The sequence below is a fragment of the Pseudomonas sp. genome, from assembly GCF_032058845.1.
GTDB lineage: Bacteria > Pseudomonadota > Gammaproteobacteria > Pseudomonadales > Pseudomonadaceae > Aquipseudomonas.
Map to the genome: position 1 here is coordinate 1 of NZ_DAMCCR010000017.1, position 13727 is coordinate 13727.

12 protein-coding genes and 3 pseudogenes are annotated in these 13727 nt (G+C 63.2%); 5 read left to right on the forward strand and 10 right to left on the reverse strand.

What is annotated here, in order from left to right:
* Together RT028_RS05320 and ilvA are read left to right on the forward strand one after the other, a co-directional pair.
* Positions 1–588: VWA domain-containing protein (locus tag RT028_RS05320; protein ID WP_312933224.1), on the forward strand; the 588-nt coding region annotated here is incomplete at its 5' end.
* A gap of 707 nt (positions 589–1295) precedes the next feature.
* Positions 1296–2858, forward strand: a complete 1563-nt coding sequence (gene ilvA / locus RT028_RS05325; RefSeq protein ID WP_312933226.1) for a threonine ammonia-lyase, biosynthetic — start codon at positions 1296–1298, stop codon at positions 2856–2858.
* Positions 2859–2977: 119 nt separating this feature from the next.
* Here the strand turns inward: ilvA and RT028_RS05330 are convergent, their stop codons facing one another.
* On the reverse strand, positions 2978–3487 hold the full coding sequence (locus tag RT028_RS05330) for a GNAT family N-acetyltransferase (RefSeq protein ID WP_312933228.1): 510 nt from the start codon (positions 3485–3487) through the stop codon (positions 2978–2980).
* 283 nt (positions 3488–3770) lie between these two features.
* Here RT028_RS05330 and RT028_RS05335 point away from each other — a divergent pair, with 283 nt between their 5' ends.
* Positions 3771–4220, forward strand: coding sequence for a DNA methylase (locus RT028_RS05335; protein ID WP_312933230.1), 450 nt, complete (start codon positions 3771–3773; stop codon positions 4218–4220).
* A 76-nt stretch (positions 4221–4296) separates the two neighbouring features.
* Here the strand turns inward: RT028_RS05335 and RT028_RS05340 are convergent, their stop codons facing one another.
* The 3 genes from RT028_RS05340 to RT028_RS05350 form a co-directional block, all read right to left on the reverse strand.
* Positions 4297–4800 carry a CinA family protein gene (locus RT028_RS05340; RefSeq protein ID WP_312933232.1) on the reverse strand — a complete coding sequence of 168 codons (504 nt, stop codon included), beginning with the start codon at positions 4798–4800 and terminating at the stop codon, positions 4297–4299.
* A gap of 210 nt (positions 4801–5010) precedes the next feature.
* A complete protein-coding gene (locus RT028_RS05345; protein ID WP_312933234.1) occupies positions 5011–5868 on the reverse strand; it encodes an SDR family oxidoreductase in 858 nt (285 codons plus the stop codon).
* Between the two features lie 246 nt (positions 5869–6114).
* Positions 6115–6606, reverse strand: a complete 492-nt coding sequence (locus RT028_RS05350) for a DUF1543 domain-containing protein (protein WP_312933236.1) — start codon at positions 6604–6606, stop codon at positions 6115–6117.
* Positions 6607–6897: 291 nt separating this feature from the next.
* On the opposite strand from RT028_RS05350, the pseudogene RT028_RS05355 reads away from it, so the two are divergent.
* Positions 6898–7638, forward strand: a pseudogene (locus RT028_RS05355) (class I SAM-dependent DNA methyltransferase); the annotation flags it as partial.
* Between the two features lie 22 nt (positions 7639–7660).
* Positions 7661–7834: pseudogene (locus RT028_RS05360) on the forward strand (DUF2269 family protein); the annotation flags it as partial.
* Here the strand turns inward: RT028_RS05360 and RT028_RS05365 are convergent.
* The 6 genes and pseudogenes from RT028_RS05365 to RT028_RS05390 form a co-directional block, all read right to left on the reverse strand.
* Entirely contained in the window at positions 7824–8207 is a 384-nt protein-coding gene (locus RT028_RS05365; RefSeq protein ID WP_312933238.1) for a DoxX-like family protein, read from the reverse strand. The pseudogene RT028_RS05360 and the gene RT028_RS05365 overlap by 11 nt on opposite strands.
* A complete protein-coding gene (locus RT028_RS05370; RefSeq protein ID WP_312933240.1) occupies positions 8204–8656 on the reverse strand; it encodes a thiol-disulfide oxidoreductase DCC family protein in 453 nt (150 codons plus the stop codon). The genes RT028_RS05365 and RT028_RS05370 overlap by 4 nt, the downstream gene beginning before the upstream one ends.
* 263 nt (positions 8657–8919) lie before the next feature.
* Positions 8920–9000 (reverse strand): annotated as a pseudogene (locus RT028_RS05375) (cupin); the annotation flags it as partial.
* A gap of 563 nt (positions 9001–9563) precedes the next feature.
* Positions 9564–11207, reverse strand: a complete 1644-nt coding sequence (locus tag RT028_RS05380; protein ID WP_312933242.1) for an acetolactate synthase large subunit — start codon at positions 11205–11207, stop codon at positions 9564–9566.
* Between the two features lie 102 nt (positions 11208–11309).
* Positions 11310–12761, reverse strand: coding sequence for an aldehyde dehydrogenase family protein (locus tag RT028_RS05385; RefSeq protein WP_312933244.1), 1452 nt, complete (start codon positions 12759–12761; stop codon positions 11310–11312).
* Entirely contained in the window at positions 12758–13726 is a 969-nt protein-coding gene (locus tag RT028_RS05390; protein ID WP_312933246.1) for an NAD(P)-dependent oxidoreductase, read from the reverse strand. Before RT028_RS05390 ends, RT028_RS05385 begins: the two co-directional genes overlap by 4 nt.
* Between the last annotated feature and the right edge of the window lies 1 nt (position 13727).

A 13727-nucleotide genomic window follows, 5' to 3' on the forward strand; every position in this document is an offset into this window, starting at 1 on the left:
CGCGCGGCCAGCGACGGCCGCGTCGCGTGGTTGCGGACCTTGCTCAACGGTCGCCCGCGAACGCGGCGCGACCTGTGCTGGCAGCAGCGTCAGGCACAAGGCCCGGAGTTGTGGCTGGTGATCGTCGACGCCTCGGCGTCCACCCGTCGGCAGGGCGCGCTGGCCGAGTGCAAGGGGTTGCTGGCTCAGGTATTCGACCAGGCCTACCGTCAACGCGCGCGGCTGACCTTGCTGACCGCCAGTGGTCGCGAACCCCGCTGGCAGCGCCATGGCCTGAAGGCTTCGGCGGCGCTGCAACCGTGGCTGCAAGCACTGGGCGCAGGGGGCGGTACACCGCTGCTGGCCGCGCTCGAGCAGGCCCGCCAGTGGTTGGCAGCACGCGCCCGCCAGCACCCCGACGAAGTCCAGCGTTGCCTGATATTCACCGATGGTCGATTGCAACGCTGGACGCCAGTGAGCCCGTTACCGTGCGCAAGCCTGCTGGTGGATATCGAGCGGGCATCGGTCCGGCTGGGCAGGGCAGAGCTTCTGGCTACGCAGCTACAGGCCGAATACTGGCATCTGGATGAATTGCGGCAGCTTGAATAGCCTTGTTGGGCTGGCGCGTATGAGTCTCAGGTTCGTTCTCTTTGGGTCGGCGCGCCGCCCATCGCGGCTGACCGGCGCGCCGGACCGGCCGCTTATTACTGAGATCTTGGGGGGAGGCACATTTGGTCTCCACTACGCATCCGTGTCTCGCGATAACAGCGGTCCCTGTAGGAGCGACTTCAGTCGCGATGGCCGGCCTAGCCGGCCGGATACAGGCGCCGCGAAAGAGCAGGAGATCAGAGGTGCAGCCTTGGGTCGGCTACGCCGCCCATCGCGGCTTAAGCCGCTCCCACACGGGCCGCGATGGGCAGGGTCATCTGGACCCCGATACAGGCGCCGCGAAAGAGCAGGAGATCAGAGGTTGCAGCCTTGGGTCGGCTACGCCGCCCATCGCGGCTTAAGCCGCTCCCACACGGGCCGCGATGGGCAGGGTCATCTGGACCCCGATACAGGCGTTGCGAAACAGCAGGTAGATTGAGTCGTCCTGTACGGTGTGCCGCTCTCAGCACAGCAACGTCAGTGTTGACGACTCAGCGCTGCCCAGGCTAAGTTTCCTACCCATGAACGCCTTCCCGCTCTCGCACGTCAGCCAGATTATTACCGCCATCATCAGATTGGCGGACTAGCGCTCACGTGCAGCAATCCCGCCCTGGAGGCGGGTTTTCACACTCTGACTCCTCGGCACCCCACACCGCCAGGAGCTCTTGATGACCAGCCTTACCGTCAACCCGCCGTCGCTTTCCCCGCTGCGCCCGTGCCTGTCCGAGCACGTGCGGCGCATTCTTGCTGCGCCGGTCTATGACCTCGCCATCGAGACGCCCCTGCAGGTTGCCCCTGCGTTGTCTCAGCGCCTGGGCAACCAGGTGCTGCTCAAACGCGAAGACCTGCAGCCCACGTTCTCCTTCAAGATCCGCGGGGCCTACACGCGTCTCTCCCGCTTGACACCCCAGCAGCGCGCCTGCGGTGTGGTCACAGCGTCCGCCGGCAACCACGCTCAGGGCGTGGCCCTGGCCGCCGCGCACCTGGGCGTGCGCGCGATCATCGTCATGCCCACCGCCACCCCCGCACTGAAGGTCGACGGCGTGCGCGCGCGCGGTGGCGAGGTGGTGATGCATGGCGACAGCCTGGCCCAGGCCATTGCCCATGCCCTGGACCTGGCCGAGCGTGACGGCGCCACGTTCATCCCACCCTTCGATGACCTCGATGTAATGGCCGGGCAGGGCACCGTGGCCATGGAGATCCTGCGTCAGCACCCCGGTCGGCTCGACGCCATCTTCGTCCCCGTCGGCGGGGGCGGGTTGATTGCCGGCATCGCTGCGTACGTCAAATATCTACGGCCGGAGGTGAAGGTGATCGGCGTCGAGCCGCATGATGCCAACTGCCTGCAAGCGGCCATGGCCGCCGGCCAACGGGTGATCCTGGCGCAGGTGGGCACCTTTGCCGAAGGCGTTGCGGTGGCACAGATCGGCGCCCAATGCTTTGACGTGTGCCGGCATTACGTCGACGAAGTGATCACCGTCAGCAGCGACGAACTGTGCGCTGCAATCAAGGACATCTATGACGACACCCGTTCCATCACCGAGCCTTCCGGCGCACTGGCGGTGGCCGGCATCAAGCGCTATGTCGCCCGTGAACAGGCCAGCGGCCAGACCCTCGTGGCCATCGATTCAGGCGCCAATGTGAACTTCGATCGCCTGCGCCACGTGGCCGAACGCGCTGAACTGGGCGAGCAACGCGAAGCGCTGATCGGCGTCACCATCGCCGAGCGGCCGGGCAGCTTTCGCGCGTTCTGCCAGGCGCTGGGCAAGCGCCAGATCACCGAATTCAACTATCGCTGCCACCCTGGCCAGCCAGCGCGGCTGTTCGTCGGCGTGCAGACCCACCCGGTCGATGACCCGCGCCCGCACTTGCTGGCCAGCCTGGCGGCGCAGGGCTTCGAGGCCGTCGATCTGACCGACAATGAGCTGGCCAAGCTGCACATACGCCATACCGTGGGTGGTCATGCCGCACTGCCCGCTCAGGAGCGCGTGCTGCGCTTTGAGTTTCCCGAGCGACCGGGAGCGTTGCTGGACTTTCTGCAACGGCTCGGCCAGCGCTGGAACATCAGCCTGTTCCACTACCGCAACCACGGCGCAGCCCAGGCGCGGGTGCTGGCAGCGCTGCAAGTGACTGATGGGGAGCATGTGCAGCTGCAACAGGCGTTGGCCGCAATGGGATACGCCTATTGGGATGAGACGGAAAATCCGGCGTATCAACTGTTCTTGGGGTAAGGCTGATGGCTGGCACAACAAGCGTGAACGCAGCGTGGGCTGAGCCTTTGCAGCGCGAGCGCCGTTGCCCCATCACGGCAGGCGCCCATGCCATCGCGGCCGCCTTTGGCCGCTGGCTCTCAGCGCTGGCGTAGCCTGGCCATGGTGAAGGCATCGGCATACGCCCCGTCTCGCACTGCGTAGTCACGCAACCGCCCTTCGATTTCAAAGCCGAACTTGCGGTAGAGCGCCAGCGCGGGCTCGTTGTCGGCAAACACCGTCAGTTCCACCCGACGCAGGTTCATCCAGTCATCGGCAATTGACAGCGCCGTCCGCATCAGCAGTGAGCCAACCCCTTTGCCGTGCCAGGCAGGCGCCACCCCAATGCCCAAACTGCCGACATGGCTCTGCCGAATCCGCTCCGATTGCACCAGGCCGACATTGCCGATCACCTCACTCTGGTGCAGCGCCACCAACGCCACACGCCGCTCCGTGTGCATTTCCAGCCGCTTGCGCCAGACCTCGGTGGACTGAAACGGCATCTGCAGCACCTGGCGGCACACCGCTGCGTGGTGATACAGCGCGGTGATCCCGTCGATGTGCGCGGCGGTCATGGGCGCGATGTGGATAGCGGGTGTGGCGGGGGGCATCGGCGTCGTCCTTGTGTCGGCGAGGTAGACGTTTCACTCTAAACCAGGTGCGTGGCAGAGTGCCAGGGCTCAGGCGTCTAGTCGGTCTCGTGCCGATCTTGTCAGCATGCCGGCAGAGCGGCAGGCACTGACAGGTTTGGCAAACCTTCCGATGGCATGGGTCTGCGGCGGGCCTCGCCGCCCATCGCTGCGGACAGGGGCGAACGTTGTACTGCACATCCGCGGCGTATCGCGATCTGAGAGTGTGGACGCCCACACTCACAGGGATTCAGGAGCGATATCCATGCCGCCAGTGACCGCACACGACCTCGCCATCCACTTCACCCACCCCAGCGACCCCGGCCTGTTCCACTGGCTGGTGGCTGCATTCCTGATGGGTAAGCGCATTCGTGCGGCGGCGGCAGTCGAGGCTTACCGCCAGTTGGTGGAACAGCAGGGCCTGGACACGCCGAACAAGCTCGCCGGCTGTGCGCATGCGGTGCTGGTGCGGCGACTGGGGCAGGCAGGGTATGCCCGTTACGATGAGTCGACCGCGCAACGCTTGCGCGCGCTGGGGGCCGCATTCGAGGCGCAGATGCCGGCGCAACAGGAGGCGCTTCGGGCTGGTGAGCTGACGCGAGCAGCGTTCGAGCGCTGGCTGTTGACCTTCGAGGGCATCGGTCCGAAGACCGTGGAAATTTTCATGCGCGAGGCGGCCAGGGTGTTGCTGTTTGCTGAAGACGCGCCTGTCTGATCCAGGCGGGGTGGGGCACATCACGCGCGGCAGCTCTCCCGCCGATGCTCCGCTCCCCGTTGCGGGCCTGTTCACCTCAGGACCGCTCACCGCGCAACCAGCGCTCGTGGTAATGCATCAGCCGTGTCAGCCCATGCAACGCGCTGTCCTGAATGACTTGTGCCCGTGCCCCGAAAAAGCGCTGCGTGGCGGTGAACACCGCGTCCGTTTCGCCGGCAAATGCCCAGGCGAAACACACGGTACCGGGCAACACCCCAGGGGCCGGCGCCGGCCCGACGACACCGGTGGTGGCGATGGCGACGTTGGCCTGGCTGTCGCGCAGGGCACCGCGCGCCATCTCCCAAGCGACCGCTTCGCTGGTCAGGCCGAACCGTTCGATGGTGGCGGGGTCGACGCCGAGCAGGCGCTGCTTGGCCGCGGGCGAGTACACCACGTAGCCGCTTTCCAGCACTTCGCCGGCGCCGTCATGCTCGGCCAGCCTCGACACGATGCGCCCTGCCGTACAGGACTCGGCCGTGGTCAGCAGCAGATGGTGGGCTTTCAGGTAATCAAGGACGGCTGAGGTAGGGTCGCGGGACATGGGCGGATCGACTCGGTGGCAGTGTTGCGGTGGACGTGCTGGCGACGCAGGGGTTCAGCTCAGGATAGGGTCAGTGTCCGCAATGCTGTATTCCAGCGCTTAGGCGGGCAGCGCCAATAATGCGAAAACGCCGCGGTCCGGTATGGGGATCGCGGCGTTTTACAGGGCGGCAGCCTCGCCGGCAAGCCGGCGCGGTGCATGACCGTCCGATCAGAGAATCGGCTTGCCGCCGGTCACCGCGTACAGCGATCCGGAAATGTAGCTGGCCTCGTCCGAGCCCAGCAGCACGTAAATAGGCGCCACTTCCACCGGCTGCCCCGGGCGGCCCATCGGGTACGCGGCGCCGAAGTTCTTCACGGCTTCATCGGGCATGGTGGCCGGAATCAGCGGCGTCCAGATCGGCCCAGGTGCGACGCTGTTGACGCGAATGCCCTTGTCAGCCAGTTGCTGCGCCAGCCCTGCGGTGAAGTTGGCGATGGCGCCTTTGGTGGTGGCATACGGCAACAGCTTGGCCGACGGATCATCCGCGTTCACCGAACTGGTGTTGATGATCGAGCCGCCTTTGGGCATCGACGACAGCGCGCGCTGGCAAATGCGGAAGATGGCGGTGATGTTGACGTTGAAGGTCATCACCCATTCATCATCCGAAATGTCTTCGAAGTTTTCGTGAGCCATCTGGAAGGCGGCGTTGTTCACGAGGATGTCGATGCGGCCGAACTGCGCCACGGTCTTGTCAACCAGGTCGTAGCAGTGCTCTTTGTGCGCCAGGTCGCCCGGCAGCAACAGGCACTGACGGCCTGCCGCTTCCACCCAGCGCGCGGTTTCCTGGGCGTCTTCGTGCTCGTCGAGGTAGGCAATGGCCACGTCGGCGCCTTCACGGGCGTAGGCAATGGCGACGGCACGGCCGATGCCGCTGTCCGCGCCGGTGATCAGCGCGATCTTGCCGTCGAGGCGGCCGTGGCCCACATAGGACTGTTCGCCGCAGTCCGGATACGGCTCCATCTTGCGCTGCGAGCCGGGCACCGATTGCGGCTGGGACGGGAAGGGTGGCTTGGGGTACTCACGCATGCTTCGTGCTCCTGTAGATGACGATACTCATGACTGTTTGAAGGGCATGGGCCAGGAGTATTGGAGTGGATGTGAATTTCGGCGACGGACGGCACGTTTATGCATTCACCCACCCCGGCCACGTGCTGTCACTGGCAGCGAACGCGGGAAAACTCAAGACGGATGGCAAAGTGGCTCGGCGCCGGCGGCGCGGCTTTTTCAGCAGTCGGCAGCGAAGGCAGAATCTCGGAAGACTTCACACTAAGGTCAAATCAACACGTAGTCGCTGCGCTGAATGATCCCGCTGTGTTCGCCTTCGACCAGATGCACATAGCGGCCGCCGACCAGATCGATAGGCAGACAGTCATCCACATCCAGCACCGCGTCGGTGTGCGCTTTCAGCCAACCTGCTGCCATGCGCTGGCGCCCCAGGCGCTTGGCGGCGGCTTTGTCAGGCGCCGGCACCAGCAGGTAGCGATGCGCTTCGCCAAACACGCCTGGCTCGTAACCGCCGAGGTTGAGAAAGAACAGGCGCATCGCACCAGGCGCGGGGCTGGCCTGGCTGAACTCCACGCGATAGCCCTCTACACCATGCACCTCCATCCAGGCATCGATGTGCAGGCCCTTGAGGCTGCCGAACCAGCTCGCACGTAACTGCGGGTAGGTGTGCGCCAGGGTGTCGGCCTGGGCGAACAGCACATCGTGGACTTCGATGCTGGCGCGCGGGTGACGGCCGCCGAGCAGAACGACGTAGAGCATGGGGACATCCACAACGGTCAAAGGAACGCTCATTGTGTGGGATTGGCTGAACGACGCAAGCGGCAGGTTGGGTGTGAATCACGCGTGGGCCGGCGGCTGGCTTCGGCCCGTGCAGGGCGGCAGCGGCTCTATCGACGCCCTCGGCCGCAAGGCGCGTGCGGCCAGCCGCTGGAAGTCGAACGGGTCGTCAACTGAGAGCGGCCATGCGGGCGTCTATCGCCGCCGCTCGATCAGTGCGCGACTGAGTTACCATGCGCCAGCAAAATCTTCTTTCGCACATGCTGGCTGCCTATGTCCTCCAACGCGCTGTACACCGACCTGTCCATCTACTACGACCTGATGTGCGCCGACATCGACTATCCGGCGCAAAGCCATAGCGTGGTTCGGTTGCATCAGCTGTTCGGAAATGGCGGACGTCGGCACCTGGACCTGGCTTGTGGCACCGGGCCGCATGTGCGGCACTTCCTCGACGTTGGCTACCACAGCACCGGCCTGGACATCAGCCCGGCAATGCTGGAAGTCGCCCAGACACGGTGCCCCGAGGCGCAGTTCGTTCGCCAGGACATGGCCGGTTTCGAGGTAGGCCAGCCGCAAGACCTGATCACCTGCTTTCTCTACTCCATCCATTACAACGCAGAGCTGACGCAGTTGCGCGCGTGCCTGGCCAGCGTGCACGCCGCGCTTGCCGACGACGGTGTGTTCTGTTTCAACGCGGTGGACAAGGGCCAGATCGACAACGGCCTGGCCGTACGCCATGGCGTGGAGCACCAAGGCAGCCATTTCACCTTCGGCTCGGGCTGGCATTATCCGGGCGAGGGCGAGCAGCAGTCGCTGCGCCTCAGCATTCAGAAGACCACCGCTGGCGTGACGCAGATCTGGCAGGACGAACACCGCATGGTGGCCTTCAGTTTCGCCGAGTTGCAGCGGGTGTTGCAGCCGCTGTTCGACGTGCACGTCTTCGAACATGACTATCAACGCATCGCGCCCTGGGGTGGCACCAGCGGGAATGCCTTGTTCGTGTGCGTCAAGCGCGAGGTCTCAGATCGAGGCAGCGATGGCGTCGACTGCAACGCAGAGCGGCGCTGCGCTTGAGGAGGGCTATCGCGAGATGTATCGCAAATGGTTCTGGATGGGGGTTCTTGGTTTCCTGGGGATGTTCGTGATCGTGTTGCTCATGGTCACGAAGATGACGCCGTGGCAGTTGGTCGGCTTGCTGGCTAGCGCCTGACATTTCCACGCCCGGCACTCCAGGCCACTGCGCACAGCGCCAACCCCGCCACATTCAGCGATACCGGATTGAACGCCTCCTTGAGCAGCCCTGGGCTGACCAACGCCACATCCACCAGCAGACCCAGCAGCGCTGTCGCCGCCACTGCGATCGGCCAGCGATGGCGTGGCGCAAGGAGGATGCACAACGCCAGGGCAATTTCCCCGATGCCTGCCAGGATGGCGAACAGTTGCACCTGCTCGATCCCATGCGCCCGGATCATCGCCTGCTCGCCCGCGCTCAACCACAGCAACTTCGGCACCAGGCCATGGTAGGCGAACATGAACGCCAGGCCGCCGCGAGCGATCCAGTTGATGCGCGCCAGAGCATTCACAACGGTGCCTTGAGAAAACGTTGCTCATGGTCCGCATTCGGCAGCAGGCAACGGTCGTATTTGCCGAACAGCCGATAGCGGTTGCGCGCAATGCGATCGTAAGCCCAATCGCGCAGCACCCGTGGAACGGCCCGCAGCAGCCGCAAAGGGCGCCAGGCCGCTGGTAGCTGCCCGATGATCTCGAACACCGCTTCCGAGCGCAGCCAACAGGCGCGGTCGCGGATCACCGCCAGCGTGTCGAACTGGTCCAACGGCAATCCTGCCCAGGCCAGCAACGTCTGCCCCTCGGGCGATTGCACGGCCGCCAGCCGCAGCCGTTGCGCAGGGTCATGGCGAATCAGAAAGCGCACCCAACCGTTGCACAGCTTGCATTCACCGTCGAACAGCACCACGGTTTCACCGGGCTGCAGGAGGGGCGCGGGGGCGGGGCGGATCTGCGAGGTGGGCATGGGAGTGATTCCAGTCGGGTGAGTGAGGATGAATCATACCCAGAGGAAGCGGTGGCAGTGTGGCAGTCTGAGTGGGCTTGGGCGATCCGGGCAGAAAACCGCTGCGGCAGCTCGAGGCCGATCGTGGATGCGAGATTGCGGAAGCGCTATCCAATTCATCGTCCTTGCTGTGTTTCGCCATGAGCGGCTGATCATGGCGTAGCTTGGCGAACTAGTGAAAAGCGCTGGAGCAGGGACGATGATTTTACCTGCGAAGCACGCCACTAGCTCGCGGGCAAGAGGATCACGAAGTTCTTCTTCATGTCTTCGAGCACTGTCCATTTGCCCTTGGCACCCGGCTCAAGGTGAGTAGCCGATGAAATCGGTTGAGTGCAACATCTTCTATCGAGAGAGTTGGGCGAATCATGGGGGCTCCAAGTACGGCTGATCTTTTATTTCTTGTTGGCGACATGACACCGTGAAGTAGCATGCAGCTCATGATCAGCTTACGAATTAGCCATGGCGCGGCTTGTCAGGCCACAGGCGTTAGAAGGACGGTTAATTTGAACCTTTGATGAAGGGTTTCCAGTCGAAACTGGGCAGAGCTAGCCTAATGGCTACAGACATAATCCTTGGAAAGGAATTTAGAGGTTGCGATGATGCTTATGGAGCTCCTTGATGGTCATCAGCCAAGATAAGTTACCAGACCTGATGCGTCAAATAAACATTTTCCAAAGCCGGATAACCTGGGGGTTATAGGTTATTGGGGCGGGTTTGCGAAAAGGTAAAAACGGGCGCTAAGCGCCCGCGTCCCAAGAGGGACCAATTACCACAAGAGTTCATTCAATAGGGTCATCATGCAAATGCACGTATATTTAACATCAAGACAGTCTTCAATGCTGTACTTGAATGTCTCATTGTTTCTTCCTCAGACAGCCGCGCTACGCTCGCGCAGGTCCATATTCAGAATGCGGTCGTTTTCACTGTAATCCACCGGGCAATCGATCACGTGCACACCGGGGTTGGAAATGCAGTGATCCAGCAGGGGCAGGAAGCCCTCGGCGCTTTCCACGCGGTGGCCGTTGGCACCGTAGGCCTCGGCGTACTTGACGAAGTCCGGATTGCCGTAGTCCAGGCCGAAATCGGTGAAGCCCATGTTGGCCTGCTTCCAGCGGATCATGCCGTAGCCGTCGTCGCGCAGGATCACCACGGTGATGTGCATGCCCAGGCGCACGGCGGTTTCCAGCTCCTGGCTGTTCATCATGAAGCCGCCATCGCCGCACACCGAGATCACCGGGCGGTCCGGGTGCACCAGGTGCGCCGCCATGGCCGACGGCAGGCCGGCGCCCATGGTCGCCAGGGCGTTGTCGAGCAGCACGGTGTTAGGCTTGTGCGCCTTGTAGTTGCGGGCGAACCAGATCTTGTAGATGCCGTTGTCCAGGGCGACGATGCCTTCGGACGGCAGCGCGCGGCGGATGTCGGCGACCAGGCGCTGCGGGTAGACCGGGAAGCGCTCGTCGTCGGCTCCTTCGGCGATCTGCGCCTCGTTGGCTTCGCGGATCGCCATCAGGCGGGTGAAGTCCCAGTGCGCGGTGTCGCTCAGCGCTTCGCCGATCTGCCAGACGGCGTTGGCGATGTCGCCGATCACTTCGACCTGCGGGAAGTACACCGCATCGACTTCGGCGGAGCGGAAGTTGATGTGGATGACTTCGGTGCCGCCCCGGACCATGAAGAACGGCGGCTTCTCGATCACGTCGTGGCCGATGTTGACGATCAGGTCGGCGGCCTCGACGGCGCGGTGGACGAAGTCGCCGGACGACAGCGCGGCGTTGCCGAGGAAGCGCGGGTGGCGCTCGTCGACCACGCCCTTGCCCATCTGGGTGGTGATGAACGGGATGCCGGTCTGGTCGATCAGCTGCTTGAGGACCTTGGCGGTCATCTTGCGGTTGGCGCCGGCGCCGATCACCAGGATCGGGTTGCGCGCGTTGCGCAGTTTCTCGACGGCGGCCTCGATGGCCTTGTGCTCGGCCAGCGGCCGGCGATGCAGGCTGCGCGGGATCGGCAGGGCGTCGGTCTGCTCGGCGGCGATGTCTTCCGGCAGCTCCAGGTGCACGGCACCCGGCTTCTCTTCCTCGGCCAGGCGGAACGCTTCGCGCATGCGCGCCGGGATGTTGACGGCCGAGGCGAACTGGTGGGTGTACTTGGTGATGGGGTCCATCATCCCGCACACGTCGATGATCTGGAAGCGGCCCTGCTTGGACTTCTTGATCGGCTTCTGGCCGGTGATCATCATCATCGGCATGCCGCCGAGGTAGGCGTAGGCGCTGGCGGTGACCAGGTTGGTGGCGCCGGGGCCGAGGGTCGACAGGCTGACGCCGGTCTTGCCGGTCAGGCGGCCATAGGTGGCGGCCATGAAGCCGGCGGACTGCTCGTGGCGGGTCAGGACCAGCTTGATCCTGGACTTGCGCAGGGATTCCAGCAGGTCGAGGTTTTCCTCGCCGGGAATGCCGAACACATACTCGACACCTTCGTTTTCCAGGCATTGCACAACGACATCGGCGGCCTTGGCCATCTTGCTCACTACCTCAAATTTATAATTGTTCCGACACCAGATTCACGAGACCGACTTCAGCGTCGATCTCGCGAATGACATCCTGCGTTGAAACCAGCGAAATCAGGCCAGTTGGTATGTGGTCTTGACGCGGGTGAAGAATTGACGGGCGTGGGTGCCTTGCTCGCGAGAGCCCAGGCTTGATGCACTGTTACCACCGAACGGTACGTGGTAATCCACACCAGCGGTTGGCAGGTTGACCATCACCATGCCTGCCGTGCTGTTACGCTTAAAATGTTCGGCGTGGCGCAACGAGGTGGTAACAATACCCGCCGAAAGACCGAAAGCGGTGTCCTCTGCCGCGGCGAAGGCTTCTTCGTAATCCCGGACCTTTAACACGCTCAACACTGGCCCGAAGATCTCTTCACGATAGATGCGCATGTCCGGAGTCACCTCGGTGAACAGAGCCGGCGTGAAGAGGTAGGCGCCAGCCTGGTTTTCGATGCGCTCACCGCCACAAACCAATTTGGCACCTTGTTCTCGTCCGATGGCTACGTAGGACAGGTTCTGCTCCAACTGCCGACCATCCACCACTGGACCGATATCGGTGCAGGCTTGCAGTGCATCGCCCACTTTCAGTGCTTGAGTACGCTCGGCCAAGCGCGCCACGAATGCATCGTGGATACCCTCAGTGACGATAACGCGCGAACTGGCAGTGCAACGCTGACCGGTGCTGAAGAACGAACCATTCAGAGCGACATCCACGGCCTGTTCCAAGTCCGCATCATCCAGCACGATCAGCGGATTCTTGCCGCCCATTTCCAGCTGGACCTTTTTCATACCTTCAGCGGCAAGCTTGGCGATCTGGCGACCGGTGTTTTCCGAGCCGGTGAAGCTGATGCCGTCGACCTCCGGCGAGCGTATGATGGTATCGCCCACGCTGCGACCGGGGCCGATAAGCATGTTGAACACCCCAGCAGGCAAGCCAGAGCGGCTGATGATTTCGGCCAAGGCCCAGGCCGAAGATGGAACCAGTTCGGCAGGTTTGAATACTACGCAGTTGCCGAAGCACAGTGCTGGCGCGATCTTCCAGGCGGGGATGGCAATCGGGAAGTTCCACGGCGCAATGATGCCAATCACACCCAGTGGTTGAGTGAATACGTCAATGCCGACGTCTTGGCGCACCGATTGGTATTTCTCGCCTTCGGCGCGTAGGGCTTCCTGAGCATAGAACTTGAACGAGCGGCCAGCGCGGTCCACTTCGCCAAGCGCTTCGCGAACGATCTTGCCCTCTTCGCGGGCCAGCAGCAGCGCAAGTTCTTCGCGGCGCGCTAGAATCTCGGTACCGATGAAATCCAGCGCATCGGCGCGTTGCTGCGGATTGCTGCGCGCCCAGACCGGCTGGGCACGGCGTGCGGCGGAGATGGCCTGCTCGGTCAATTCCTGATCGGCACGCACGAAACGCTCGACGACCTCACCAGGGTTGGAAGGGTTGCGGTTCTCGAGGATATCGGCGCCGCTGTCCAGAGCGACGAAAGCGCCGTCGACGAAGCTGCTCTTGGTGGCGATGGTCATGCTGTACGGATCCTTTTCTCGGCGGCGTGGCGGGCCACGTAATCGGTGATGTTGTCGACGGCACGGTCCATCAGTTGCTGCATGGCATCCTCACTGCTCCAGGCAATGTGTGGATTGAGGATGAAGTCGTCGCGGTCGATAAGTTGGTGCAAAGGGTTGCTCGGGTGCAGTGGCTCGACTTCGACCACGTCCAGCGCCACGCCGCCCAGGCGGCCGTTTTGCAGCGCATCGATGAGGGCAGCTTCGTTGACAATGCCGCCACGGCCGGTGTTGATCAGCAGCGCATCAGGCTTCATCAGCGCGAGCTTTTCGGCATTGATCAGGTCGTAGGTTTCGGGCGTCAACGGTGCATTGATCGACAGGACGTCGCAGCTCTTGAGCAGACTGTCCAGCGAGCGGCAATCCATGCCCTGGCGCTTGCCGCCACGGTCCTCGAACAAGACTTCCATGCCAAAGGCGCGTGCCAGCTCGGCCAGGCGCACGGCGATCGGGCCGCTGCCGATGATCGCCATCTGCTTGCCGCGCACATCGCGGATGCGGTGATCGAAGTAGATGTTCTTATACTCGGCCTGCCCGGCATGCACCTTGCGCATCAGGCGGCTGAAGGCGGCTGGGCGACGGAACAGCTCGAGCATCATCGCCATGCTGTGTTCGGCGACGGTGTTCGCGGCATAGCCAGGTACGCTGGATACCTCGATGCCATGAGCATCGCAGTAATCGACGTCGACAATATCGCGGCCGGTCAGTGCGAGGGAAATCATCTTCAGTTTCGGCAGCTGACGCAGGTGCGCTTCACGCAGCGGCACGCTGCACGTCAGAGCCACGGTGGCGTCCTTCAGGTGCTCAAGCACCTGGTCAGGATGGGTATAGGCAAACTGCTGCCAGCTATGCTCGCAGTCAGGGCGCTTGAGTCGCGTCGATGCGGCAAGGCCGTCGTCGTCGAGGAAAACAATATGCTCACTCATT

Bases quoted from the DNA above. Each gene is read 5' to 3' on its own strand.
- ilvA (WP_312933226.1), top strand. From the start codon at position 1,296: ATGACCAGCCTTACCGTCAACCCGCCGTCGCTTTCCCCGCTGCGCCCG.
- RT028_RS05330 (WP_312933228.1), bottom strand. From the start codon at position 3,487: ATGCCCCCCGCCACACCCGCTATCCACATCGCGCCCATGACCGCCGCG.
- RT028_RS05335 (WP_312933230.1), top strand. From the start codon at position 3,771: ATGCCGCCAGTGACCGCACACGACCTCGCCATCCACTTCACCCACCCC.
- RT028_RS05340 (WP_312933232.1), bottom strand. From the start codon at position 4,800: ATGTCCCGCGACCCTACCTCAGCCGTCCTTGATTACCTGAAAGCCCAC.
- RT028_RS05345 (WP_312933234.1), bottom strand. From the start codon at position 5,868: ATGCGTGAGTACCCCAAGCCACCCTTCCCGTCCCAGCCGCAATCGGTG.
- RT028_RS05350 (WP_312933236.1), bottom strand. From the start codon at position 6,606: ATGCTCTACGTCGTTCTGCTCGGCGGCCGTCACCCGCGCGCCAGCATC.
- RT028_RS05370 (WP_312933240.1), bottom strand. From the start codon at position 8,656: ATGCCCACCTCGCAGATCCGCCCCGCCCCCGCGCCCCTCCTGCAGCCC.
- RT028_RS05380 (WP_312933242.1), bottom strand. From the start codon at position 11,207: ATGGCCAAGGCCGCCGATGTCGTTGTGCAATGCCTGGAAAACGAAGGT.
- RT028_RS05385 (WP_312933244.1), bottom strand. From the start codon at position 12,761: ATGACCATCGCCACCAAGAGCAGCTTCGTCGACGGCGCTTTCGTCGCT.
- RT028_RS05390 (WP_312933246.1), bottom strand. From the start codon at position 13,726: ATGAGTGAGCATATTGTTTTCCTCGACGACGACGGCCTTGCCGCATCG.